The 25138-nt window shown below is 38.3% G+C and carries 30 protein-coding genes and 1 pseudogene; 13 read left to right on the top strand and 18 right to left on the bottom strand.

Annotated features, from left to right (window positions below; all coding sequences use genetic code 11):
• Positions 1 to 11: 11 nt before the first annotated feature.
• From ACFJIZ_RS01725 to ACFJIZ_RS01710, 4 genes are read left to right on the top strand one after another with little or no spacing between them, the layout of a single operon-like run.
• The gene (locus ACFJIZ_RS01725; RefSeq protein WP_379090095.1) at positions 12 to 515 is read left to right on the top strand and encodes a hypothetical protein; all 504 of its coding nucleotides are present in this window, start codon (positions 12 to 14) and stop codon (positions 513 to 515) included.
• The gene (locus ACFJIZ_RS01720; protein ID WP_379093829.1) at positions 497 to 790 is read left to right on the top strand and encodes a hypothetical protein; all 294 of its coding nucleotides are present in this window, start codon (positions 497 to 499) and stop codon (positions 788 to 790) included. The genes ACFJIZ_RS01725 and ACFJIZ_RS01720 overlap by 19 nt, the downstream gene beginning before the upstream one ends.
• Positions 723 to 1304: a hypothetical protein gene (locus tag ACFJIZ_RS01715; RefSeq protein ID WP_379090093.1), complete on the top strand. Its 582-nt coding sequence runs from the start codon at positions 723 to 725 to the stop codon at positions 1302 to 1304. The genes ACFJIZ_RS01720 and ACFJIZ_RS01715 overlap by 68 nt, the downstream gene beginning before the upstream one ends.
• A gap of 53 nt (positions 1305 to 1357) precedes the next feature.
• Positions 1358 to 2503 (top strand): serine hydrolase domain-containing protein, encoded by a 1146-nt coding sequence (locus ACFJIZ_RS01710; RefSeq protein WP_379090091.1) that lies wholly within the window; start codon positions 1358 to 1360, stop codon positions 2501 to 2503.
• A gap of 584 nt (positions 2504 to 3087) precedes the next feature.
• On the opposite strand, the gene ACFJIZ_RS01705 is transcribed toward ACFJIZ_RS01710, so the two are convergent.
• The 7 genes and pseudogenes from ACFJIZ_RS01705 to ACFJIZ_RS01675 form a co-directional block, all read right to left on the bottom strand.
• Complete coding sequence (locus ACFJIZ_RS01705) at positions 3088 to 3867, bottom strand: TolC family protein (protein WP_379090089.1); 780 nt, start codon at positions 3865 to 3867, stop codon at positions 3088 to 3090.
• Positions 3806 to 4243, bottom strand: a complete 438-nt coding sequence (locus ACFJIZ_RS01700; protein ID WP_379093826.1) for a TolC family protein — start codon at positions 4241 to 4243, stop codon at positions 3806 to 3808. Before ACFJIZ_RS01700 ends, ACFJIZ_RS01705 begins: the two co-directional genes overlap by 62 nt.
• A gap of 4 nt (positions 4244 to 4247) precedes the next feature.
• The gene (locus tag ACFJIZ_RS01695; RefSeq protein ID WP_379090087.1) at positions 4248 to 4493 is read right to left on the bottom strand and encodes a hypothetical protein; all 246 of its coding nucleotides are present in this window, start codon (positions 4491 to 4493) and stop codon (positions 4248 to 4250) included.
• 10 nt (positions 4494 to 4503) lie between these two features.
• Positions 4504 to 7681: pseudogene (locus tag ACFJIZ_RS01690) on the bottom strand (efflux RND transporter permease subunit).
• Between the two features lie 40 nt (positions 7682 to 7721).
• A complete protein-coding gene (locus ACFJIZ_RS01685) occupies positions 7722 to 8888 on the bottom strand; it encodes an efflux RND transporter periplasmic adaptor subunit (RefSeq protein WP_379090085.1) in 1167 nt (388 codons plus the stop codon).
• Between the two features lie 38 nt (positions 8889 to 8926).
• On the bottom strand, positions 8927 to 9508 hold the full coding sequence (locus ACFJIZ_RS01680; RefSeq protein ID WP_379090083.1) for a TetR/AcrR family transcriptional regulator: 582 nt from the start codon (positions 9506 to 9508) through the stop codon (positions 8927 to 8929).
• The gene (locus ACFJIZ_RS01675; protein ID WP_379090081.1) at positions 9471 to 9800 is read right to left on the bottom strand and encodes a hypothetical protein; all 330 of its coding nucleotides are present in this window, start codon (positions 9798 to 9800) and stop codon (positions 9471 to 9473) included. The genes ACFJIZ_RS01680 and ACFJIZ_RS01675 overlap by 38 nt, the downstream gene beginning before the upstream one ends.
• A 10-nt stretch (positions 9801 to 9810) precedes the next feature.
• On the opposite strand from ACFJIZ_RS01675, the gene ACFJIZ_RS01670 reads away from it, so the two are divergent.
• The 7 genes from ACFJIZ_RS01670 to ACFJIZ_RS01640 are packed head-to-tail and all read left to right on the top strand — an operon-like array spanning position 9811 to position 15726.
• On the top strand, positions 9811 to 10431 hold the full coding sequence (locus ACFJIZ_RS01670; RefSeq protein WP_379090079.1) for a DUF6134 family protein: 621 nt from the start codon (positions 9811 to 9813) through the stop codon (positions 10429 to 10431).
• Between the two features lie 20 nt (positions 10432 to 10451).
• Positions 10452 to 11441, top strand: coding sequence for an NAD-dependent epimerase/dehydratase family protein (locus ACFJIZ_RS01665; protein ID WP_379090077.1), 990 nt, complete (start codon positions 10452 to 10454; stop codon positions 11439 to 11441).
• 11 nt (positions 11442 to 11452) lie between these two features.
• Positions 11453 to 12250: an SDR family NAD(P)-dependent oxidoreductase gene (locus ACFJIZ_RS01660; protein ID WP_379090075.1), complete on the top strand. Its 798-nt coding sequence runs from the start codon at positions 11453 to 11455 to the stop codon at positions 12248 to 12250.
• A gap of 31 nt (positions 12251 to 12281) precedes the next feature.
• The gene (locus ACFJIZ_RS01655) at positions 12282 to 12905 is read left to right on the top strand and encodes an RNA polymerase sigma-70 factor (RefSeq protein ID WP_379090073.1); all 624 of its coding nucleotides are present in this window, start codon (positions 12282 to 12284) and stop codon (positions 12903 to 12905) included.
• A complete protein-coding gene (locus ACFJIZ_RS01650; protein ID WP_379090071.1) occupies positions 12902 to 13861 on the top strand; it encodes a FecR domain-containing protein in 960 nt (319 codons plus the stop codon). The genes ACFJIZ_RS01655 and ACFJIZ_RS01650 overlap by 4 nt, the downstream gene beginning before the upstream one ends.
• A gap of 4 nt (positions 13862 to 13865) precedes the next feature.
• Entirely contained in the window at positions 13866 to 14672 is an 807-nt protein-coding gene (locus ACFJIZ_RS01645) for a carboxypeptidase-like regulatory domain-containing protein (RefSeq protein WP_379090069.1), read from the top strand.
• A 34-nt stretch (positions 14673 to 14706) separates the two neighbouring features.
• Positions 14707 to 15726: an LA_2272 family surface repeat-containing protein gene (locus tag ACFJIZ_RS01640; protein ID WP_379090067.1), complete on the top strand. Its 1020-nt coding sequence runs from the start codon at positions 14707 to 14709 to the stop codon at positions 15724 to 15726.
• Positions 15727 to 15905: 179 nt separating this feature from the next.
• Here the strand turns inward: ACFJIZ_RS01640 and ACFJIZ_RS01635 are convergent, their stop codons facing one another.
• From ACFJIZ_RS01635 to ACFJIZ_RS01600, 8 genes are all read right to left on the bottom strand, one after another.
• Complete coding sequence (locus tag ACFJIZ_RS01635) at positions 15906 to 16484, bottom strand: peroxiredoxin-like family protein (RefSeq protein WP_379090065.1); 579 nt, start codon at positions 16482 to 16484, stop codon at positions 15906 to 15908.
• A gap of 125 nt (positions 16485 to 16609) precedes the next feature.
• Positions 16610 to 17626: a WD40/YVTN/BNR-like repeat-containing protein gene (locus tag ACFJIZ_RS01630; RefSeq protein WP_379090063.1), complete on the bottom strand. Its 1017-nt coding sequence runs from the start codon at positions 17624 to 17626 to the stop codon at positions 16610 to 16612.
• Between the two features lie 42 nt (positions 17627 to 17668).
• Positions 17669 to 18103, bottom strand: a complete 435-nt coding sequence (locus tag ACFJIZ_RS01625; protein WP_379090061.1) for a DUF2147 domain-containing protein — start codon at positions 18101 to 18103, stop codon at positions 17669 to 17671.
• A 108-nt stretch (positions 18104 to 18211) separates the two neighbouring features.
• Positions 18212 to 18556, bottom strand: a complete 345-nt coding sequence (locus ACFJIZ_RS01620; protein WP_379090059.1) for a hypothetical protein — start codon at positions 18554 to 18556, stop codon at positions 18212 to 18214.
• 89 nt (positions 18557 to 18645) lie between these two features.
• The gene (locus ACFJIZ_RS01615; RefSeq protein ID WP_379090057.1) at positions 18646 to 18936 is read right to left on the bottom strand and encodes a VOC family protein; all 291 of its coding nucleotides are present in this window, start codon (positions 18934 to 18936) and stop codon (positions 18646 to 18648) included.
• Positions 18937 to 19174: 238 nt separating this feature from the next.
• Positions 19175 to 19687, bottom strand: coding sequence for a DinB family protein (locus ACFJIZ_RS01610; protein ID WP_379090055.1), 513 nt, complete (start codon positions 19685 to 19687; stop codon positions 19175 to 19177).
• A gap of 12 nt (positions 19688 to 19699) precedes the next feature.
• Positions 19700 to 19921, bottom strand: a complete 222-nt coding sequence (locus tag ACFJIZ_RS01605) for a hypothetical protein (RefSeq protein ID WP_379090053.1) — start codon at positions 19919 to 19921, stop codon at positions 19700 to 19702.
• Positions 19876 to 20193, bottom strand: coding sequence for a hypothetical protein (locus ACFJIZ_RS01600; protein WP_379090051.1), 318 nt, complete (start codon positions 20191 to 20193; stop codon positions 19876 to 19878). The genes ACFJIZ_RS01605 and ACFJIZ_RS01600 overlap by 46 nt, the downstream gene beginning before the upstream one ends.
• 123 nt (positions 20194 to 20316) lie before the next feature.
• Here ACFJIZ_RS01600 and ACFJIZ_RS01595 point away from each other — a divergent pair, with 123 nt between their 5' ends.
• A complete protein-coding gene (locus tag ACFJIZ_RS01595; protein ID WP_379090049.1) occupies positions 20317 to 21285 on the top strand; it encodes a GlxA family transcriptional regulator in 969 nt (322 codons plus the stop codon).
• Positions 21286 to 21324: 39 nt separating this feature from the next.
• Here the strand turns inward: ACFJIZ_RS01595 and ACFJIZ_RS01590 are convergent, their stop codons facing one another.
• The gene (locus tag ACFJIZ_RS01590; protein WP_379090047.1) at positions 21325 to 22857 is read right to left on the bottom strand and encodes a GNAT family N-acetyltransferase; all 1533 of its coding nucleotides are present in this window, start codon (positions 22855 to 22857) and stop codon (positions 21325 to 21327) included.
• Positions 22858 to 22959: 102 nt separating this feature from the next.
• Between ACFJIZ_RS01590 and ACFJIZ_RS01585 the strand changes: the two genes are divergently transcribed.
• Entirely contained in the window at positions 22960 to 23727 is a 768-nt protein-coding gene (locus ACFJIZ_RS01585; protein ID WP_379090045.1) for a MarR family winged helix-turn-helix transcriptional regulator, read from the top strand.
• Here ACFJIZ_RS01585 and ACFJIZ_RS01580 read toward each other — a convergent pair.
• Positions 23718 to 23891 (bottom strand): Fe-Mn family superoxide dismutase, encoded by a 174-nt coding sequence (locus ACFJIZ_RS01580; RefSeq protein ID WP_379090043.1) that lies wholly within the window; start codon positions 23889 to 23891, stop codon positions 23718 to 23720. The two genes, ACFJIZ_RS01585 and ACFJIZ_RS01580, sit on opposite strands and share 10 nt — an antisense overlap.
• A gap of 109 nt (positions 23892 to 24000) precedes the next feature.
• Positions 24001 to 25137 carry an efflux RND transporter periplasmic adaptor subunit gene (locus ACFJIZ_RS01575; RefSeq protein ID WP_379090041.1) on the bottom strand — a complete coding sequence of 379 codons (1137 nt, stop codon included), beginning with the start codon at positions 25135 to 25137 and terminating at the stop codon, positions 24001 to 24003.
• Between the last annotated feature and the right edge of the window lies 1 nt (position 25138).

Genomic DNA, 25138 nt, shown 5'->3' with positions numbered 1-25138 from the left:
CAAAAAATAAGATGAAAATTACATCGACATTAATTATCGCACTGTTGCTATTGACCAAGCAACCATTAACGGCGCAACAAACTTTACCCATACTCAGATCTAATTCAAATACCTTATCTATCAGAGATGGAAAAATCTATCGTCAACATACCTGGAAACTGGATCCTAAAGCCAAACCAGATATTTATTATACAGGTCTACCACAAAAAGAAACCAAGATTACCTTTATTAGTGATGTAGACTCAATTTCTTTCGATGTAAAATATGGCAAAACTTATGATTTTATAGTGCTTTTAAAGCATAAAGACACCTGTTACACTAGGATATCAGCAAATTATGAAGGAATCAACCGTCCAATCAAACTCAATCGTCCTGCAAACCGACCCGACACTATTCCTTTTACCTTACAAAATAGTCGCATTTATTTTAAGGGACAGGTTAATGGAAAAAAAGGACTCTCACTTTTCAATTTGACCTCGGTGCTGGGGGCTCCTTTATCAACTATCAATCGGTAACCAAAGCAGGTATAAATTTCGATGGAAAGACCTTGGTAACCAATACCCATGGCACTAATGAAGAACCCACCAGTAGCCAAAACAACATCCGTATTGCTGGCTTAAGATGGGAAAATGTGAAGGTGATACAGGTTAAGAACATGGACAAGAATGAGGATTTGATCATCGGTAATTCCTTATTTGCCAATCAGATCATTGAACTGAATTATGACCAAAAAAATACTCATCGTACATCATCAACTGCCCAATGTATCAAAAGGCTACAGCAAGCATGAAGTTAGGTTTGAACAACACCGTCCAAGTATAGAAGCCACGATCCATTTGAATGGAAAAGCTTATACGGATTGGTTTTTATTTGATACGGGTAGAGCTGGGACAATGATGATTGGTAAATCTTTTGTTGATAAATTTGGACTATGGAATGATTTCAATAGCATTTTAAGTTGGGGCGATAAAAAAATAGTAGTTATCCCTAAAACCACCATCGGTCAATTGAGCTTTACTGATATTGTAACCAACGCACAAGATCCCAAAAGTAGTTCGAGCCGAGCTACTTTGTTGGGCAATGAGCTGCTCAGCCACTTCAATGTGATTTTGGATAATCCCAATGGAATCATCTACTTAAAACCGAATAGTTTACAGCAAAAAACATATTCAGATTTAAACCAGTTGAAAACTACTGGTCTTTATATGCTGATCGGAGTCCTGTTGTTCATCACTGCTTTTGTAATTTGCATAAGGAAATGGATAAAATATTGGAAAAATAGAACAACAGAAAAATCACTTTAACGACTTAGTGATCATTCATTTAAAATGCTAACTTTATTCTTCATCCCAGTCCAATGTATAAGATTAACCATTTAAAGTACTTTTTCAGCTTATTCATCCTATTTTGTAGCACTTTCGGTTTTGCCCAAAAAGAAAAAGCTGAAGCTGAAATACAGGAAATCATCAAAAAATATGATGTGGTTGGTCTTTCTGTTGCCGTTGTAAAAAAGGGAGTGCTCATTTACAGCAATTCTTTTGGCTTAAAAAACATAGAAAGTAATACCCCTTTGAGCAATACAGCTATTTTTAGGATCGCTTCGATATCCAAGTCATTTTCTGCAACATCCATCATGCAATTGGTAGAAGCCAAAAAACTTTCACTTGATGATGATTTTAGTAAACTGGTTGGCTTCAAGATCAGAAATCCAAAATATCCAGAAAAAATAATCACCCTTAAAATGGTGCTTTCGCATACTTCAAGTATCAACGATAGCAAAGGTTATTTTGACCTAGATGTGATCAACCCTGATCAAAATGCCGATTGGGCCAAATGTTATAATGATTATGAGCCTGGTACTAAGTACCAATATTGTAATCTAAACTTCAACCTCATTGGTGCGGTTATAGAAAGAACTAGTGGCGAACGTTTTGATCATTATGTAAAACACCATATCCTAGAGCCTTTAAAGCTTTATGCTGGCTATTGTGTCGATTCATTGGATAGCAATAGATTTGCAACACTATACGAATATAGCGCCAATCCAAAGAAATTTACGGCAGCGCCAACAGCATATGCACCACGCAGAGAAGAAATCAAAAATTATAGTTTAGGGCATAGTACACCGATATTTTCACCAACCGGTGGAATGAAGATCTCTGCAACAGACCTTGCCAAATACATGACGATGCACATGAATTTCGGAAAATACGAAGGTGTGAAGATCATCTCTAAAAAGAGTGCAAAACGAATGCAAACAAAAATTTCTGATGAAGAGGGTTACGGTTTGGCCATCAGGACAATTGACAACCTCATCCCTAACAAAATTTTAAAAGGTCATACAGGATCAGCATATGGCCTATATAGTGCCATGTTTTTTGAGCCAAAAGAAAAATTTGGAATTGTAGTGATTACCAATGGTTGTAACCCCATTTACACAGAAGGGATGAACGCTGCCTTAAAAACTACCATCAATAGTCTTTACAACAACCTGATCAAATAAAAATGCTATTTGTTTTTAATAAATAGATGGATTGTTTTGTCACAATTGTCGCACCTATACCTTTTAACTTTAACGAAAGGTATTAGCTTGTACAAACGAAAAGACTTCACTCTTTCACTTAGGTTACCTTTCTTACAGTATGGGCATTTTTGGTATCTCTTATCTTCTTTAAGCCAGGCTAGTGATGTATTGTCCATAATTTATTTAAGTTAAATAACCATTACAGTTATTTAATTAACAGCAAAAAACGCATCCAGTTTTATTGTTTAACAAATTAACCAATTGTATATCAAAAGATTTCAAAAATAATTTGAGGAATACAATTATCTAGCACCCTTAATACTATTTAAAAGTATTCCATCAAATTATTATAATTTATCAACAATAATGATTGAATTATCGCGATTTAAAATTGCTAAATAAGATGTTTTGTTTTATGCGTAATCGATGAACAACAACAGATAGTCGATAAAACTACTGCTTGAGTCTAAGAAGTTAAACTGGGTCAAAAATATGTTTTAAAAATATTTGACACAAAAAAGGCCCATGTTTAATGGGCCTTTTTTCTTTTTAGTTAACTTTTTTTACTTCCAACCACCACCTAATGCGCGGTATAAATTAACTACAGCCTGTAGCTTTTGCAATTTATCGCTTACACCACTTAATTGTGCTGCAAGTAGACTCTGTTCTGAGGTCAATACGTCGGTATAATTGGTTGCAGAACTGTAACGTAATAATTCTTCTGTAAAATCAACTGCTTTGGTCAATGCTGCAATTTGTTTTGCTCTGGTTGTTTCTTTCTCTGTAGCAGTCTGATAGGCATATAAGGCATTTGAAACTTCCTGCCCACTTGTTAAAAGTGTTTGCTGGAACGAATAGAATGCCATTTGCTGTTGGGCTTGTGCCGTCTTTAATCTTGCTTTGTTCTGTCCCTTTGCAAAAATAGGTTGGGTCAATCCACCTACCAAATTGTAGAATATAGATTGACTGAAAAAATCTTTCAATTGTAAACTAGACAAACCACCACTTGCTGTTAAAGTCAAAGCTGGATAAAAATAGGTTTTGGCTACATTGGTATTTTCAAAGGCCGCCCTAAATGCAAATTCTGCTGCCTGCACATCTGGTCGGTTCTGCAATAACTGTGCAGAAACCCCTGTCTGTAAATTGCTATAAGCTGTTTGCTGATCTAAGGTAGAACGATTGATTGCTCCTGCAGCACTACCGATCAACACGCTCAATGCATTTTCGGTTTCTCTAATGCTTCTTTTAAGGTCAGGCAAGGTTACTTCTGCAGCATACAGGTTAGCTTCGCTCTGTACTACCGCAGCTCCATTTACAATAGCTCCTTCTTTTAGTTCTTTCATCGTAGCCACACTGTTGCGCCTGATCTTTGATCGTCTGTTCGGTGATCTTCAACTGCTGATCTAATGCCATTAGATTATAGTAGGCATTGGCAATATTTGCAATCAATTGGGTCTGTACTGCTCTTTTCGCAGCATCAGTTTGTAACAAGCTAGCATAAGCCGAACGTTTTGCACTGCTTAATTTACCCCAAATATCAGCTTCCCAACTGGTGCTCAACTGGGCCCTGTAGGTCTGTGTTTCTAGATTGATATTGATTCCTGCAGGAAAGTTCAAAGCTGAACGAGATTGTTTAGCATCTGTTACCGACACATCGCCTTGCAAACTTGGTAATAAGGCTGCACGACTTTGTTGTAAGGTTGCTTCTGCAACTTTAATGCGTTCAATTGCCTGTTTTAGAATCCAAGTTCTCTACCAATCCTTTTTCGATCAACGATTGTAAAGTTGGATCGGCAAACAAACTCTTCCAAGGAAGGTCTGCAATTGTGGTACTATCTGTAGTTTTTTGATCACGGTATAGGCCATCGCTTTTTACTTCTGGGCGATTGTATTTTTGGGTAACACAAGCACTTAAAGTAAGGATGACCGAACCGATAATTAAAAACGAAAGTTTATTTCTCAATTTCATAAAATTTAAATTAGTGTTCACGGCTATCAATAGCTGGGAAGTCAAGTTCTGATTGTTCTACATGTACATCTTCATCAAAAGGAGATTTATTACTTACTTTCTCCTGTAAAGTTTGGAAGATGATAAACAAGGCCGGAATTACAAAAATCCCGAAGATTGTTCCGATCAACATTCCTCCAACGGCACCTGTACCGATAGATTTATTTCCTGCCGCACCTACACCTGTAGAAATCATCAGTGGTAATAAACCTAAGATAAATGCGAATGAAGTCATTAAAATCGGCCTTAAACGAGCTGTAGCTCCTTCAATGGCTGCATTTACAATCGTCATTCCTTTCCTTCTTCTATCTACAGCATACTCAACAATCAAAATCGCATTTTTGGCCAATAGTCCAACCAACATGATCAATGTAATTTGTGTATAGATGTTATTGTCGACACCAAATATCTTATCGAAGATAAATACGCCGGCCAAACCAATTGGCAATGAAATCAATACCGCTAATGGTAAGATATAACTCTCATACTGCGCACAAAGCAAGAAGTAAACGAAGATTACACAAAGTAAGAAAATGAAAATGGTTTGACTTCCACTGCTCATTTCTTCTCTCGACAGACCAGAAAACTCATAACCATATCCGGTAGGTAAGTGCAATGCCGCTTCTTCTTGTACTGCTTTCAACGCATCACCAGAACTAAAGCCTAAATTCGGCGCACCAGTTACCGCAATGGAAGTAAAGAGGTTAAAACGTGAAATGGCCTGAGGTCCGTAAACTTTCTCCAAGTTGATAAACTCACTTATTGGTGCCATTGTACCACTCGAGTTACGTACATAAATGCTATTTAAGCTCTGTTGGTTTGCACGATATTGTGCATCGGCCTGGTACATTACCCTAAATTGTTTACCAAATTTATTGAAATTGGATGCATACACCCCGCCATAATAACCTTGTAAAACACCCAACACATCATTTACAGTTAAGCCCGCCTGTTTGATCTTGGCTACATTTACATCAATCTGGTATTGAGGGAAATTAGGGTTGAATGAGGTTGATGCATATTGAATTTCTGGACGTTTACTTAAGGCCGCCAAGAAAGCATTTCCAACTTCGTTAAATTTCTTGATGTCGCCACCAGTTTTATCTTGTAGTTGGAACTCAAAACCACCACTGGTACCAAAACCTTGGATGGTTGGAGGAGCAAAGAAAATGATCTTCGCACCTTTGATGCTTGCAGTTTTGGCAAATAGCTCGCCAATAATTGCTTTTACATCGCGTTTACGCTCATTCCAAGGTGTTAAACGAGAGATGACCATTCCATACGAACTTCCAGAACCACTGATCATACTTCTACCAACTACCCTTAAAGAGCTCTTGATTCTCGGGAATGGTATGCACAATACTGTCGATCTTGGTCATGACCACTGCCGTTGCTTCTTGTGAAGTTGACGGAGGTAAAGATATGTCAGACATGATCGTTCCCAAATCTTCGTTAGGTACGAAACCTTTTGGTGTGGTATTCATTGTCCATACCAAAACAACAGCAAAAAATACAATTCCTAATATGGCTACCCATTTTTTGTGGGATAAAAATGATACCGATTTTTTATAACGGTTGGTCATTAAATCAAAAGAAGTATTAAAGGCCGTATAAAAACGTTGTAAAAAGTTCTTCGACTTTTCATGTTCTTCTTTATGCGGTTTTAAAAGCAAGGCACACAATGCCGGACTTAACGTTAACGCATTGATTGCCGATAAAATGATGGCTATGGCCAAGGTTAGACCAAACTGTTTGTAAAATACACCCGAAGATCCTTGGATAAAACTTACTGGAATAAATACCGCCGACATAACCAAGGTGATGGAAACAATAGCCCCACTAATGTCGTCCATTGCATCTAAGGTTGCTTTTTTAGCCGATTTATAGCCGTGGTCCAACTTGGCGTGCACGGCCTCGACGACCACAATCGCATCATCTACCACAATACCAATGGCGAGTACCAATGCAAACAGGGTTAGCAAATTGATAGTAAAGCCAAACAGACTTAAAAAGAAGAATGTACCGATAATGGCCACGGGTACACTAATTGCTGGAATTAGTGTAGAACGGAAATCCTGAAGGAAGATAAATACAACAATAAACACCAAGATAAAGGCTTCTACCAATGTATGGATTACTTTTTCGATTGAAGCATCAAGGAAGTCGTTTACGTTTACCAACGACATGTAGTGCATGCCCTTTGGAAATGACTTTGAGGCTTCATCTAAAGTTTTGATCGAGTTTTCGATTACTTCTTTCGCATTTGAACCTGCAGTTTGGTTGATCGCAATACCTAAAGCTGCCTTACCGTTAAATTTAACAGAACTGGCATAACTTTGTGCACCCAACTCAATCCTGGCAATATCTTTTAAACGAAGTACCTGACCATTTGCACCACTTCTGATGATGATGTTGCTAAATTCTTTTTCGTCTTTTAATCTACCTGTATACTTTAAAGTGTACTGGAAGGCTTGGTCTCCTTGCTCTCCAAACTGACCTGGAGCTGCTTCTATATTCTGTTCGGCAAGTGCCACACTGATGTCGTTCGGTACCAAACCATAAGTAGCCATTACATCAGGTTTCAACCAAATACGCATGGTATAATCCATCAAACCAAATGCGCTGGCATCTCCTACCCCATTGATCCTTTTGATCTGCGGAATGATGTTGATATTGGCATAATTCTGTAAAAACTTCTGGTCGTAAGATAGGTCATCACTATAAATCGCAAAGATCAATACGTTACTGGCTTGTCTTTTTGCGGTGATTACACCTGATCGGGTCACTTCTGCGGGCAATAAACTACTTGCCCTGGCTACCCTGTTCTGTACGTTTACCGCAGCTAGGTCGGGGTTTGTACCCAATTTAAAATTTACGGTAATGGTTGCCGTACCATCGTTACTGGCAGATGAGGTCATGTAGGTCATGTTCTCTACCCCATTGATCTGTTCTTCTAAGGGTACAACCACACTGTTCATTACCACATCGGCATTGGCTCCTTGATAAGAAGCAGAAACCTGTACGGTTGGAGGTGCAATTTCGGGATATTGGGAAACCGGCAAGGTCACCAATCCCAATCCTCCTAGTATTACAATTATAATGGAGATGACCGTTGATAAAACTGGTCTTTCTATAAATTTCTTAAACATATGCTAATTTCTTCCGGCTGAACCGGGATCTAAATGAGTGTTATTTTTTTATTTCAGCATAAACCGAATCAGTATTCAACTCTTCAGGTTTGATCATTGTTCCATTTTTTAAAGATTGGAAACCTTCAAGTACAATCTTATCACCTGCCTTTAAGCCTTTGGTAACCACATAAAACTTTCCTTTTGTAATTTCCATTACTTCAATTTCTGTGTTTACCACTTTGGCCGAGTCGCCAAGTATATATACAAATTTCTTTCCTTGTAGATCGATGGTAGATTTCTGTGGAATTAAGATCACATTATCGATATGTTGCGGAATACGAACGGCTGCACTTGCTCCACTTTTTAAAATGGCCGTTGGATTTGGGAAGGTAGCCCTTAAGCTTGCCGAACCTGTATTGGTATTGATCTGTCCATTTATTGATTCAATCTTACCATTTTGCGCGTAAGTAGTTCCATCAGCTAATATCAAGCTAACTGCCGGAATATTTTTCATTTGCGCCGCCAAAGTTTTGCCTTTATAAACATTGGCAAAATCTAACAGTTGTTTCTCGTTTAAAGAGAAATAGGCATATACTTTAGAAATATTGGATACGGTTGTTAGTGGCTGTGCACTGCTACCACTCACCAAACTTCCAGTTTTAAATGGAATACTGCCTACCACACCATCTGCCGGACTTGTAATATTGGTATAGCTCAGGTTTACCTTTGCATTTACCAATTCGGCCTTGGCTTGTGCCAATGCAGCCTTTCTGCTCTGCAAGGTAAGCTGTGCAGCTTCCAACTCATATTTGCTGATGATGTCTTTATCTACAAGTGGCTTGGTTTTGTTTACCTGAAGTTGGGCAGCATTTACATTGGCCTCAGCATTGCTGATTGAAGCATTTGCTGTTCTAACCTGTTGCTCATATTGAGGTGCGTTAATCTTGAAAAGCAATTGCCCTTTCTTTACCACAGCCCCTTCATCCACATAGATCTTTTCAATAAAACCATCAACCTTTGGTCTGATGTCTACATCCTGGATTCCTTCAATTGTTGCAGGATAATCAGAATCAAGTGTAGTAGATTGGGTAGCAACGGCAAATACTGGATAGACTTGTGGCTTTGCCGCCGCCGCGGCCTTCGCTGCCTGTTCGTCTTTACCTCCTCCGCAAGAAGCAAGAATGGCTCCTAAAAATAAAATCGATAGTCGTATTGTTGTTTTCATGTTTATGTGGGGTTACTTTGTGTTCTATATTGTTTAATTTATTGGTAGACCATTTCAAAAATCAATCGCTTGCGCTCTTTCATCATCCGCAGGTACTCTTCATCATTTACATTAAACAATGTTTTGTTGAGCCCATTGGTAATCAAAGGATGTAACATCAGTGCAAACAAATTCATACAAAATTGTCTTGGATCCATTTTCTTAATTTTTCCTGCCTCCATTTCTGCAGCAATCTCTTTTAAAAATAGTTTAGAACGTGTTTTCTTTTCTTCGGGTACCATTCCAGTGCGGTTAAGTTCCGTTATCACATACATTTCTCGATATGGAAACTCAATGGTCTGATCTATAAATACATTGATCAGTTGTTGCAACTTCTCTTTAAATGGCAATTGTGCCAAAAAAACAGAATCCATAATGGCCGACATCTCGGCTCTTGCCTCTGTTGCAACTTGTTCAAAAAGAATATCCCTAGACCTAAAATAGTAATTTAAAAGCGTTCGGTTCACACCTGCAGCATCTGCAATATCTTGTGTGGTAGCATGTAATTTTCCCTCAGAAAAAAAGATTCGTTTGGCCGTTTCTTTAATATGCTGCTCTGTTCCTGTATCTCTCTGCGCCATTTACATTTTTGTTTAACATTTTTGTTAAACGACAAAAGTAGAGATATGTTTCTAGAAGAAACCACTGTATCAAAAAACTAGCTGATTTATGACAAAGCATTGATAAAGGTAAATCAATGTCTACAAACAGCATTTCTGAAACTAAAAATAAAAAAACATTTGTGATAGGGGTAAAAATACTTTCGGTTGTATTAGCTATAGAAACACAAATTTTATTCATCATAAAAACAGAAATCATGGTTCCAGCACTTTTATTTTGGTTATTCAAAAAACATGCACTTCCTGTATTCAATAACCTTGTTATGCAATTTCAAGTTGATAGCTTTCATAAGCTGTTAAAGAAAAAGACAATACTATCCATTATAGCCCTTCTTTTTACAATTTCTTCTTTTGCACAAGAAGAAACCTCAACTTATCAGATCAAACGCAATGGGGATGTAATCGGCCAGATGCAGTTTAAACAAAAAAGAAATGGCACAGATACCTATCTCAAAATGAACTCGAAAGTAAAAACCCGTTTCATTTTTGAAATCGATGTTCAAACTGATGATGAAGCCCATTTTAAAAATGGTCAATTGGTCTTTTCTACAGTTTACAGAAAGGTAAATGGAAGAGAAAAAGAACGCAAAGAGACCAAACTCATCAACCAAAGCTACCTACTGCAAGCTGGTAACAAATCGAACGCCATTAATGGTAGTATCAATTACAATATGATGCTCTTGTATTGCAAAGAGCCGGTTAACATTGCGCAGGTCTATTCAGACAGTTTCCAACAAGTTTTAGCGATCAAACGAATGGCCCCGAATACGTACCGCATCAACCTACCCGATGGCAATTACAACGATTATTACTTCCAAAATGGGATATGCAAAACTGTAAAGGTGCATCATTCGCTTTATACCATTACCATGGAATTGGTTTAATTATTCAAAATACAGATCAAATGGAGACAAAAATATTTGTTAGCGGGGCCTCTGGCTTTATCGGTAGAAAGTTATGTATAGCATTGGCCAATAAAGGTTATCAGGTACACGCTTTATGTAGAAAACTAGACCACCCCTATCTTATCCAACACCAAAACATCAAGTTCTTTGTTGGAGACATCTTAAACAAGGAAAGTTTAATGAATGCCATGCGAGGCTGCGAACAGGTTTACCATACCGCTGCCCTTGCAAAAATGTGGTGCAAAAACAAAGACGATTTTTATCAGGTCAATGTAATTGGAACCAGAAACCTATTGGAAAGTGCCATTGCCTTAAACGTAAAACGGATAGTCTACACTTCTACCTGTGGGGTTTGGGGACCTACTTTTAAACATCCGATGGTGGAAACCGACCCAAGGATATCAGGTTTCCCGATTGATTACGAACGGACAAAATACTTGGCCGAACTAGAAGTGAATACCTATGTACAAAATGGCTTGGATGTAGTGATTGTTAATCCATCTCGGGTATTTGGCGAAGGGCCCATTACCGATAGCAACACGGTAAGCAAAATGGTAAAAGGCTATTTGAAAGGTAGCTGGAGAGTAATTCCAGGTTCTGGAGAAAATGTAGCCAATTATGCATTTTTAGACGATGTAGTACATGGCCACATCGCAGCGATGGAGCATGGAAAATCTGGAGACCGATACATATTGGGTGGTGAAGATGTAAGTTTCAATCAGTTTTTTGAAACCTTGGGTAAAGTTTCCCATCAACATAAAAAGATGGTCAGGGTGCCTCAGAAGCTGATCAAATTCTTCAGTCATATCGAATTGCTTAAAACAAAAATTACAGGTTTGGCTCCTTTCTTTCTGCCTGAATTTGCCGACCGCTTAAAATACGACCAAAAATACAGCAGCAATAAAGCCATTACCCAACTAAATTATAGGATCACGCCTTTTGCTGAGGGATTGGAAAAAACAGTCAACTACATCCAACAATCTCTATAAACCTTATACACATGAAAAATCTAACTGCATTAATTACTGGGGCCAGCGAAGGTTTGGGAAAATCATTTGCTTTTGAGCTTGCAGGCAGGGATATCGACCTTGTTCTGGTGTCCTTACCTAATTCAGGCCTGCCAAAACTGGCCAACTTTATCAAGGTCAACTTCAACATCAAGGTCGTTTACTTTGAATACGACCTGACACAGGCAGAGAGCTGCACTGCAATTTTTGAAGAACTCCATCAACGTGGACTCAATGTTGATTTATTGATCAATAATGCAGGTTTGGGCAATTGGTCTTGGTTTGAAGAAAAGGACATCTATTTTTACAAAAAACAGATCGACCTCAATATTACAAGTACGGTGCTATTGACCAGATTATTTCTAGACCAGGCAGACAAAGAACAGTCATCCTACATTTTAAACGTGGGAAGCTTAGGTGGACGTTTTGTGGTGCCCAGAAAATTGGTATATGGTGCTACAAAATCATTTATCAGCTATTTTACCAGATGCCTACAGTTGGAGCAATCGGGAACCAATGTACATGTAAGCCTGTTGAGCCCAGGTGGAATCAATACCAAGGCCGAGCTTTTGGTGCTGAACCATACTTTAAAAGGCCTGTCTAAAGCTACCATTTTAGAACCCGAACAAGTGGCTAAAACGGCCATCGATGGATTATTCAAAGGAAAGAAGGAAATTGTACCAGGACAGATGAATAGGTTATTGGTTGCCTTCGATGTGCTGTTGCCCACATTTATCAAAGAATTTATCATCAAAAGAAAACTGACCATGAACTTAAACCCACAGCCTTAATGATTGAAACTACCCCGCTCCACTAACATTTATGCTGATAAATTTACGACAAAAGTTTACCTTAGATACGATCAACAGACCATTGGAGCATAACGACAATCATTTTATTCCGTTCATAAAAAGAGGTGATAAAACAGCCTTTGATACCGTTTATCTTAATTATTTTAAGCGTTTGCATCAATATGCCACTACTTTTATCAAAAACCACGACGATGCAGAAGAAATCATCCAAAACGTGTTTTGTAGGATATGGGAAAAAAGGGCACAACTTGATACTGGTGGATACTTGAAATCGTTCTTGTACCGTTCAGTACATAACGAATGTTTAAATTATCTCAAACATCAAAATGTAAGGTCTACCTTTAAAGTATACCACAACCAAACTGCGGTAAACGAACAAGATCTATCAAAAGAGCTATTGGCAGTAGAGTTGCAAAAGCAGATCCACATGGCCATTAACGAATTACCAACGCAATGTCGGACCATCTTTCAGATGAGCCGCATAGAACAACTGAAATATAACCAGATTGCTGAAAAACTTAATTTATCGGTTAAAACAGTAGAAAATCAGATGGGAAAAGCCTTAAAAATGCTACGTCTGAAATTGGTCGATTTTTTACCACTTATATTAATCTATTTAACTCAAAGCCTATGAACCTGAATGATACCAACGTGAATGATGACTTGCTAGTTAAATACCTGCTTGATGAAGCTACGGCGACAGAGCGACAACAAGTAGAATCCTGGATCAACCTAGTACCTGCAAACCAAAAATATTTCAATGATTTTAAGCTGATCATTGAAAAGAGCGAATTGGCACCTCCAGTTCATGAAAAAGATTACGATGCATTAGACCGTCTTAACCAACGGATGGCAAATGAAGGCTTGATCGCCAAACAAAAACCTTTCTTTACTTGGACCAGAGCTGTGGCAGCCATTCTTATTGTCAGTGTATCTGGTTGGCTGGGCTATACTTTACTTAACCAAGGAAAATCTCTTGTTAACGTCCAAACAACTTCGGCCACTTTAAAACAAGAACTTCCAGATGGCTCAATGGTTACCTTAAATAAAAATTCGCAACTATCCGCCAATTTTGCTGGCGAAACAAGGGCTGTTAATTTAAAAGGGGAAGCATTTTTTAAGGTAGAACCAAACCCAAAAAAACCATTCATCATCAAGGTCAATAACATTACGGTTAAAGTGGTTGGCACTTCTTTTAATGTAAAGAGCAGAAATGAACATACCGTGGTCATTGTAGAAACTGGGATTGTAAAAGTGAGCAAGGCCAATCAAAGTATCGAATTGCGCAAAGGAGAAAAAATAGACATCGCAGACCAAGACCTCAATCTATCTAAAACGCTCAACAATAGTAAGCTGTACAATTATTACTATAGCAATGAGATTGTTTGTGACCAAACTAGATTAGAAGAATTGGTAACTATTCTTAACGAAAAGTTTAATGTAAAGATCAGCATTACCAAACCCTCTTTATTAGAATTGCCAATTAACACTACCTTTAAGGATGAAAAGCTGGATCAGATTTTAGATATCATTGCTAAAACCCATGCCATCCAGGTTGTTTATAGTGGTAAACAAATTCTATTGAAGTAACCAGATGATCGTATTGTCTAAAAACTACGCTATCGTTGTTTTCATCTTTTTGATGTTGTGTGGTGCGCAGACAGAAACAAAGGCCCAAAATATATTAGGCAAAAACATTTCTCTTCTGATCCGCCAACAAAAGCTCAGCAAGGTTTTAGCAGCCATTGAGCAACAAGGAAATTTTAGGTTTTCTTACAACAGTACCATCTTGCCCTTAGATAGCTTGGTAGACCTCAATGTGGCCAATTTAAGCATTGCAGAAACCTTAGACAAACTATTTAAACAGCGGTATGAATATCGAGAAGCCTACGATTTTATCATCATCAGGTATGCACCCTTGCAATTGGCTTTGATCACACAAGAATCCGTTGGCGACCAATACATTTACACCATTACTGGAAAAGTGGTAGATGAACAAAGCCGTAAACCCATTGCCAATGCCAGTGTGTATGAAAAAAACCTTCTCCAGTCTACTTTAACTGATCAGGATGGTGCGTTTACGCTAAAACTTAAAAATATATCGCAGACCATTGCGATTACGATTAGCAAACTGAACTATAAGGATATCACGTCTTTCTTCTTACCAGAGATTACAGTCTTTAAAAACAAAAGAAAAAACAGCAATAGGTATATAGATGATGCTCCATCCGAACTAGGACAAACATTTTTAGGACGTTTACTCATTACTTCCAGGCAAAAGATACAAACTGCTAATACTGGCGGATTTATTGCAAATGCACCTGCTCAAATATCTTTAGGACCAGGCTTAAGTTCCCATGGCTCATTAAGCGGACAGGTCGATCAACAAGTTTTCTTTTAACATTACAGGCGATTACAATGCTGGCGTAGATGGGATGGAAATAGGATTACTTTATAACATTGACAAAAGAAATGTTCGTGTCTTTCAATTTGGTGGCACTTTTAATCTGGTTGGCGGTAAATTTACAGGACTACAGATCAGTGGTCTTCACAACGATGTCCTTAAAAGTGTAGACGGCATTCAGATTTCTACGGGCTACAATAGGGTGCGTGAAAAACTCAATGGTATTCAGATTGGTGGGCTTTATAACAATGTACGAAAAAACGTAGAAGGCATTCAGATTTCTGTGGGCTACAATCTTGCACACGAAGAACTCAATGGCGTTCAGATTGGTGGTGTGCACAATAGGGTACTTCAAACCTCCAAAGGACTACAGCTTACAGTGCTCTATAACCAAACCAATGGATATTTTAAAGGAATGCAGTTTGCTGGATTATTTAACAATGTAAACAACAGTTTTAATGGGTTACAATTTTCGACAGGTTATAACAGAACCAAAAATAAATTGACAGGTTGGCAAATTGGCGTTTTGAATACGGCAGAACAGGTAAAAGGTGCCCAGTTTGCCTTATTGGGCAACTTTATAGCTAAAGAAGCAAACGGACTTCAAATAGGTGGTATTTTTAATTATGCCAAACAGCTAAAAGGCTTGCAGATAGGTTTGGTCAATATCGCCGATAGCTCTTCGGGCTATAGCCTCGGCTTGATCAATATCATCAAAAAAGGTTACCACAAAATTGGCCTCAGTACCAACGAAAGCATAGACTTTAATGCAGCCTTAAAAACAGGTAATCACAAATTATATACACAAGTGTTATTTGGCAAAAACTTTAGTAGCAATCAAAAACTAACTGCATTAGGTATAGGAATTGGGAAGGAATTTAATATCGGCAAACAATTTCTCTTAAATCCAGAGAATGAGCAGCCGATACATCTACCAAGGCGATTGGAAATACCACAATATCCTCAACAGGTTGGATGTAAATATCGGTTATCGATTGACCAAGTGGCTTGCGGTAGATGCAGGGCCAGCATTCAACTTCTATTATACTAAACAGAATCAGAAAATAGCTGGTTACGATTTGATTGGCAACAGTTCCAATACTTTTAAAGTAACCAACCATACCAAGGGTTGGCTAGGTTGGAATTTTGGGGTTACTTTATTCTAAAAATGTAAGTAAAAGAGATATCCATTTGAGAAAACTTCGCTAGCGAATATCTCTCCTTATTAGATTACAAAGCAGCTTCCAGTACCTTTACCGAAGGCCTTTTTTTATAGTCCTTATCAAAATAGGCAAACTTGATCTTGCCATCCTGACCAATGATATACGTTGCCGGTACGGGTAAAACATAATCTACTTGTCCATTTGCCATTGCCACATCAAGTCCTCCCTTTTTATATTTATCTGCCAAACCCGGTTCCATTACATAATTTACTTGATAAGCTTTCATTATACTGTAATCACGGTCGCTAATGATACTGAACGAAGCTTTCGTTTTGGCTACGGTTTTATCCATACCTGCTGCATTTTCTGGAGAAACGCCAATTACATAGGCTCCTTTTGCCGTTAATACCTGTAAACTATCTTGTAGGTTTTTGATGTGCTTGCTACAAAATGGACACCATTGCCCACGATAAAAGAAAAGCACTACAGATTGATGCTCTTTTAAGACCTTCTTTAGGTCGATCAACTTGCCACTATTGTCTTTTGCATTAAACAAGGGGGCTTTCTCTCCTACTTTTAAAGCCGTTTGGGCAAATAATTGCGCTGTAGCAAAAATAATGAATGCGGTTAACAGGATTTTTTTCATGTCTACTAATTAATTTTCTGATCAAATGAATTTTCCTTACAGCACATACTGAAAGGGATTATAATCAGGTAGTCGACAAAATCAACAAATCCTTACAAAAAAATATTTTTATTTTACCTATTCCCCTAAGGCATCATCAACTGCGCAATCTGTCCCTTATTTCCAGTTAACAGAATGAGCTTACCTTTTTTAGCTTTTTGCAAAGCATTAAAGTTTTGCGTAGAGATATTGGTCCATGTTTTACCGCCATCATTTGAATAATCGGTTCCAGAAGAGCCTGTTGCAAAACACAATTGATCGGTGATGTATTCAACTGCCGAACGATAGCCCAAAACTGGTTTTGTAGGTTTACTCCAACTTTTACCGCCATTGCTCGTTAACAACACATTGTTTGTGTTTTCTTTATCCTTTAGGTAATTTCCACCTACAGCTATACCTTTTTTATGGTCGTAAAAAGCGATAGAAAATGGCCCTGTACTACTTTCGCCTTGGATAATTGGGCATGGATACACTTTCCATTTTTTGCCATAATTACTAGAAAAATAAATATTAGATACAGCGCCACCACTGGCAATCCAAACTTTACCATCATCCGCAGTTCTAATGGTAGTACCACTGGCCGCAAAGCCGGCCTCGCCCATTTTTAGCTCTTTCTTTAAATTGGCAGAGATATCTTTCCAAGTTAAACCACCATCAGTGGTTTTTAAAAGCTGCATCTTATTTTTGATCGGATCACCAAATATGATTCCTTGCTGGCTGTCCCAAAAGGCCATGCCATCTAAAAAAATAGCCGAGTCGGTATTTTTATAGACCTGTTGCCAGTTTTTTCCGCCATCTATCGTCGAAAGGATGTAAGCCGGCGAACCTGCATTCACGATAATGGCTTTGAGGTTGTCAAAAGCCTCAATGTCCCTAAAATCCAACTTTTCAAATCCTTTGGGTTGTGTCCATTCCCAAGTTTTGCCACCATTTAAGGTTTTACCCACGTAGCCATTGCTACCACTTACCCAGGCAACCGAATCAGATACAATAGATAAGCCTCTCATGCTGGTGTTTTTACCAGCAGTAAGCGGTTTTATGGTGTAATTTTGTGCAAAACAGATTGCAGGAAAGAGTAGCAGAAAGAATAGGGTATTTTTCATGGGTTAGGTAAATTAATTCATGAATATAGCAAATTGAAAAGATTATTTAGCTCTTTTCCAACTTTCTGATCTTCCAATTAACGAGATACCTACATAGCCCCTGATATTGAGCTGCCCATCATTTTTAATATTAAGGTTACAACTATAGGTTTTGCCAGTTTTTGGGTCATAGATGGTACCATCGGTCCACTTGCCATCTTCAAAAACAAAATCCTTTAAAATTTCCAATCCAAGAAGCGGTTTAGACCTCAAATCTGCATTTGGATTTTTAACGTCGGTTTTGGCTTTGCCTTTTTCGTCATTTGGCTCTTTGATCCAAGCCAACTTACCAAAGTATTTGTCACCTTTTTTATAGATTTCTATCTGACCTTCACCAGATGGATTTACCCATTTGCCCAAAACATCATCCTTTTTTTGAGCGAAAACAGACAGTGTGCAAATAGCGAAAATAAACAGCAGAGATAATTTCTTTGACATAGGAATATAGATTTAACTAATGATAAAGTTAGCGAATAGGTTTTGAAAACAAAATTTCTACTTATTCCTAACGCTAAAATGACATTTATAGTCCATATATACTAAAGATTATTCTGTAAGGATGGTCCGAATCAGCGCTGAAAAATGCAGGTCCGAACTTAAATGAGGCTGAAAATCGTCGGGCAATACTTCGGCATGAAATCCATTTCTTTTTAAAAGCTCGATAATTGACAATGCACATACCAGCCCCTCACTGCATTGCACCCTTAAGATCAGGTCACAATCTTCTAGGTCAAAATTAGCTTTATAACTCTTAAAGTTTTCATGTATCTGCAAGAGCAGCAGTTTGGCAGCTTCACCGTTGCTTACATCTGTTTTAAAAACTTCGACCATGTTGTTGTATTTAACCCATGTAGACCTGTTCAGCCATTGCTCAACAGGTCCATAAGGCATTGTTTTAATTAGTTTTGAGGGTGATTTTCTTTACTACAAGATAATTCTTTTTATTAAAAATTATCTTTTGTATTTCTTAAATACATCAATTATTTTTTGTTCTCATCAAAGTTGACCATCCATTGGATACCGAACTTATCTGTAAACATTCCGAAATAAGCACCCCAGAACATTTTCTGCAAAGGCATCTGTACACTGCCACCTTCGGCCAAACCATTAAATAATTTATCTGCTTCGGCTTCGCTATCTGTATCAATTGAGATTGACATGTTGGTGCCTAATTTTACCTGTTCCATGTTTTTAAGCACATCAGTACCCATTAAAATACTATTTGGACCAATGGGTAAGGCCACATGCATTATTCCTTCCTTTTCATCCATTGGAACATCTTCGCAACCCGGAGTACCATCAAACCGTTGAAGGGTTAAAAACTCTCCTCCAAATACGGTATCTGTAAAAATTAAACGCTTCTTCGGTATTACCGTTAAAGTTCAAATAAGTCTGTAATGTTGCCATTGTATAAATTGTTTTTGTTAATTGTTTGTATTATTTTTTTGAGATAAGTTCTGTTTCATATTGGCTAAACTCTTTACCTGATTGTTGCCTAACCAATCAATTTTAAGGGTGTTTTATTGCATTATGGATCCGGTTCAATTGTTGGGTATGCCTTTGCGTATGATAGATCACAAAGTAGATTGCCTCTAACCTTGTCAAAAAGCCATAACCTGGTAATTCAAAGGCCAAACAAGTTTTGCTCAAGTCCAATACCGCTATCTCTTTGATTGTAACTTCCTCAATCTCCTTCATTTTCGCCAATTGATCCGCCTTATTGTAGTCTTTTTTTTCTGGATGAATAAAATCAGGCGACTGCATCTTAATATCAAAATTCAAGAAATCTGCCTGCAAACGGGCAACCAGTTCATCTATCTTTCGATCGGTATCCTTAACCTTTGCATTTAAAACAGCTGCAAAACCTGTATTTGCTAAAATGAGATGTTGCCCCACCTGACCTGCGGTCCAGCTGTTTTCAAATGGAACTGTATTGAAACTCTCATCGTCAAATGCAGCGATTGAATTGATCAGGGCCGAAAATGTATCTCTAAAATCTTTTAAAATTATTTCCTTGTTCATATCTATCTTAAATTACATGTATTTCATTCCTTCATAATCCAACAACCTTCTCCAAAGCGCAATCTGACCAATACAGTTGGCTTCTCTATAGATATCAAAAGAAATCATCTCGTACATCGAGAAACTCATCCCAGGAAATTCCAATATCTTATCCAATTCTGCATCCGTAGCGTTTAACAGATAAGTTCTTAAGATAGGCGTAATTGTCTCCCAGTCTTTTTGATAAATAGCCAAAGATGGATAGGTTGCATCAGCTTTGATCCTTGGTGGTCTTTAAAAAGCTCGTGTCCACTTGATTGGAGTTCGGCACCGAATAGATTGGCAATCTCATAGCGTTCCTGAACCAAACTTCCAGCAATCCAAGCAATGTGGTTTGCTTTTGTGTTTAAACGATCAGTAGCATCTTCTTCCGAAATTCCTGCCAAGGCATTATAGAAATAAGTGGTATGCATATCATACAATACAATGAGTGCATACATCCGGTTACTTGCAGTTTTAATTTCCATTTCTTTTGATTTTTTGTTTACACTAAGTTAGCTCATCTGTAGCGATGGCGTGCATGCGTAAGACGTCAATGTTCGGGGGCATTTAAGACAATTTTCATATATTAGCTCATCAAACAATTACATATGAAACTACTGGGTGTACTCTTGAGCAAGAATTACAAATTATTAAGTGTGGCAGCGATTTTGGAAGTTTTTGAGACCGTAAACAAGTTTTATCAAACTGCCGGAGATGCCCAGCCTTTCGAAATCAACCTATTGGCATCAGAAGAAACTACGCGTACGCAACAAGAAGCCTTTGGTTATCCATTACAATCTATCAAAGATGTGAAACAATTGGATATGATCTTGATCCCTGCTTTTACATCAGACAACATGCAGGAGACCTTGCAGGCCAATGGCACTTGCATTCCACATTTGATCAAACAGTATAACAATGGGGCCTCTCTTGGCACATTTTGTACCGGTGCTTTTTTATTGGGAGCAAGTGGTTTATTGAATGGAAAAATAGCCACCACACATGTGGATGCTAGCAATGGTTTTGCCAATGCTTTTCCAGCGGTAAAACTAAAAGCGGATAAAACAGTTACCCAAGATGGCAGATTGTACACCAGTGGCGGAGCTACCTCTTCTTTTCACCTGTTGTTACATCTGGTACACGAGTATTGTGGTAAAGAAATGGCCATCAAAATCGCTAAGGTTTTTGCCATTGATATGGACCGCGATAAACAATCTTACTTCAGCACTTTTCAACCTTCACATAGCCATAATGACGAATTGGTGGCCTCTGCACAACAAAAAATTGAAAGCAACTATCATGATACAGCGACCATCGAAGAGCTGATCAAAGACATTCCTTCAAGCCGTAGAAACATTGTCAGGAGATTTAAACAGATCACTGGCATTACCCCTATCGAATATTTACAGCAAACGCGTATTGAAGCCGCCAAAAGACTGTTGGAACGTACCGGACAGCAAATGACCGAAATCATATTCAACTCAGGCTATAGCGACCCCAAAGCCTTTAGGAAGGTTTTTAAGAAGAGCGTGGGGATGACACCCTCTCAATACCGGGAGAAATTTCAGGTAAGGTAAACCCTTGGTTCGTGTTGACAGGAACCAAGGATAAGATAATTATTTTAAGTTCAACAACATCTGGATGTCTGAGCGTTCGTAAGGCGATGTATGCCCTTTTACCTCATTAAAACCAAGTTTATGATACAAATTGATTGCAGGCTTTAAAATCCTATTGCTCTCTAAGTAAAGTGTGCTTGCACCCAATGCTCTAGCTTTTTCGATTACTGCCAGCCCCAATAGATATCCCATATTTTTTCCTTGTGCCTTTGGCGATACCGCCATTTTCGCAAGTTCGAAATCATACGCATGGTTATTTAATTTGATCAAAGCACACACTCCCAAGGGTTCATTATTAAATAAAGCCACCTTAATATGTCCGCCCTTAGCCAAGATATATTCTTCTGGATGGTCTAAAGATTCATAATCCTTCGCTTCCATTTTAAAATAATTGGCAATCCATTCTTCATTCAAAGCCCTAAAAGCAGCTTGATATTGAGGTTGATAATCTACAATCTGAATTGAACCATCTTGTAGGCTTTTATCTTTTTTTGGTGCAACTTCCTTTGTAATAATGGTCAGGTCCTTGATAAATTCGTCAACAGCATCAAGATCAGTGGCCCAACAAGTAACCAATCTAATGGCCGAAGATTGTGCATCTATTTTTTTCCATACATAAAAGGCATAATCTTGATTGATTTTGGCAATCACCTCATTCGGCAGTACAGGAAAGGATTGGTTGGTCTGTGTTGCGGTAAGAAAAGGATAACCCAATGCAGCTATACCCTCATGTAGTTTTTGAGCTGCATTATTGGCATGTTCACCCAATTTAAAATAAAGGTCGTCTTTAAACAACTCCAAAAATTGGATGCCCAACAACCTCCCTTTGGCCAATAAGGCCCCTCTTTGTTTAATGTTATATTTAAAATTCTGTTGAAGAGTTGGGTTGTTGATCACAATGGCCTCTCCTAAAAGTGCACCTGTTTTTGTACCACCGATGTAGAACACATCGGTATATAACCCAAGGTCTTTTAAAGTTAGGCCACTTTCTTTTGCCATTAGGCCCGATGCCAATCTTGCTCCGTCTAAGAAAAGTAAAAGCCCTTTTGTTCTACAAAACGCTGATAAAGCTTTCAGCTCATCCTTGGTGTAAAAAGTCCCTACTTCTGTTGAATTAGAAATATAAACCATTCGAGGCATGGTGGTATGTACTTCTTCAAACAGGTCTAGCTTGTCTTGGATATCCTGCACATTCAATTTACCATCTGCTGTGTCAACAACCTGTATCCGGTGACCTGTGGCTTCGATTGCTCCAGTTTCGTGCACCTGGATATGTGCAGTAGCAGCAGCAATAACAGATTCATAAGGACGAAGCAAAGCCGAAATCACCAACAGATTGGCCTGTGTACCACCAGAAACAAAATAGACCGCAGCATCAGGATGTTCCATCTTATCTTTGATCAACTGAGCAGCAGCCAACGAGTAAGTATCTTCTCCGTACCCTTCTTCTACGCTGAAATTACTTTCTGTTAATGCTTTTAAAATATTAGGATGGCATCCCTTGGTATAGTCGTTTTTAAAATTGTATTTCATCTCTTCAATCCTTTTGAATTAGGTAGTAAAGATATAAAATCTTTTATATATGTTAATATTTACGTAAAAAATTACATATATTTGATTTCAAATCAATTTTAGATGAACATTATTGAAAAAGCAGGCATTCTGGCCATTGGAACAAGATTGTTGAGGGTGCACGACCAACTCAGAACAGATGCGAATGCCTTTTACAAAGCACAAGGTTTTGATTTTGAGACCAAATGGTTTCCGGTCATGTATGTCCTTTCTATCAAATCTCCTTTGAGCATTATGGAGATTGCAGCTGAAATCGGCTTAAGCCATCCTACTACCATCACTTTGTTGAGAGAGCTTGAAAACAGAAAATATATTGAATCCATCAAAGACGAAAGGGACGAAAGAAAACGGAACATACAACTTACCCCACAGGGTTTAGAACTGGTAAATGCACTTCGGCCCATCTGGAAAATGATCGTCAAAGTACTGACCAAATTGACCACCAATCAGAATAATCTATTTGAGGCGATCAATGAAGTAGAAGACAGGCTGAAGGAAAACAGCTTTATCCAACGGATGGAAGCGATAGCAAACGACCAGAAACAGGTGAAAAGCGAGTTGGTTACCATCAAAAAAATAGAGATTCCAGAAGAATTGGCCATTGCCAAGGCCATTTTACAGGAGGTACAATTGCAAAGGGACGAATCGACCCTTTACGAACCAGCTGATGGTTATAGTTATTATATGGGTTTTGTAAATGGCCTACCTGCCGCAACAGCCGTGATCAGCTTGATCGATAATAGTGCCAATTTAGAAGAATTAGCTGTATTAGATGCCTATAGATCCACGGGAATAGAAGAAGCTTTATTGAGGGCTGTTGATCAGATGTGATCATTTAAGATTTTGCCTGCATTACCCATACCACATTTAAATGGCATAGATAAACAGGTCTTCATCAACCGACGGGCTACTTCATCCCAGTTCACTACCTTCCGCCATACGGTGATATCGTCGGCTCTTTTGTTCTGATATTGGAGGTGTAAAACGATTTTCATCCTGTTTTTGGTCTATATTTTTTATTAAGATGGGCCTATATGAAAAAAGGATTGCTTGATACAGGCAATCCTTTTTAAATTAGATTTTAATATTCCTTTTGGCCTACACCTATTCATCGATGGTGTTTTTGAGTTTCATCAAGAGTGAATAAGCTCCTTTTACGACAACCTTTTTACCTTTTAAAGAAGCATCTACTGCGGTAAAGCCACCAACAGATTGATTTTTGGCTATGGGTGTCATTTTATAGGTCTGGTCTGCTTGGGCCACAAATACATAATCTTTGTTTTCGTAGTTTACAATGGCAGCATTTGGTAAGGCTTCTATTTCTTTGTGTTCTAGCTGTACCTCGGCATTCATATACATACCTGGGGCCAATGTTTTATCATATTTATCGATATGGCAATGTACTTCGGTGCTTCGGTCGTTATTGAGCGAATGGCTAATCAATACAATTTTGGTATTGTATTTCTGCTCTGGTTTTGCATTGGCATAGGCTGTTACCTGTTGGCCTATTTTAAGCAGGTGCAGGTCTTTTTCAAAAACAACAAGGTTCAAATGGATATCAGTTGGGTTTACCAGCTCAAAGATCACATCTGATGGTGTTACATATTTGCCGATATTTACATTTACCTTGCTTACATAGCCATTAATGGGTGAATAGATATTGATGGTCCTGCTGATATTGTTTTCGGTAAGCCGTGCAGGTACCAATCCGATCAATCTTAATTTTTCGGCCAAGCCTTTGCTTTCTATGGTCAATTGTCGCCATTCGTTTTCGGCCTGTTGTACTACTTTGTCGCTATTTGCCTTTCCAACGTTCAGTTCTTTTTGTCGGGCATATTCTTTGGTGGCAAAGGCCACTTTACTTTTGATGATCAGGTAATCTTGTTGCAGTTGAATGTATTGTGGGTCTTCCATAATGGCCAATAGCTGCCCCTTGCGCACTTGTGTGCCTGGCAATAAACTAGAAGATTTGAGGTAACCTCCTAGGGGTACACTAACCGAAATCAGGTTTTGTGGCGGTACATCAATCTGACCATTCAGTTGAAGTGTTGCACTCATTTTTCTGGGCTGTATTTCTTCAACCATCAGGTCGATCTGTTTGGCCTGCGCTGCAGTAAGCTGTACAACATCGTCGGCCGGTGGTGTGGTGGCAGCTACCTGTTCTGGCTTTGAAGCACCACTACAACCCAGCATACTTACGATTGAAAGGATATAGCTACATTTTATAAGTAATTGTTTCATT

The organism is Pedobacter sp. UC225_65 (assembly GCF_042698365.1).
Classification (GTDB): Bacteria; Bacteroidota; Bacteroidia; order Sphingobacteriales; family Sphingobacteriaceae; genus Pedobacter.
This window is presented reverse-complemented; position numbering and strand designations above follow the sequence as displayed.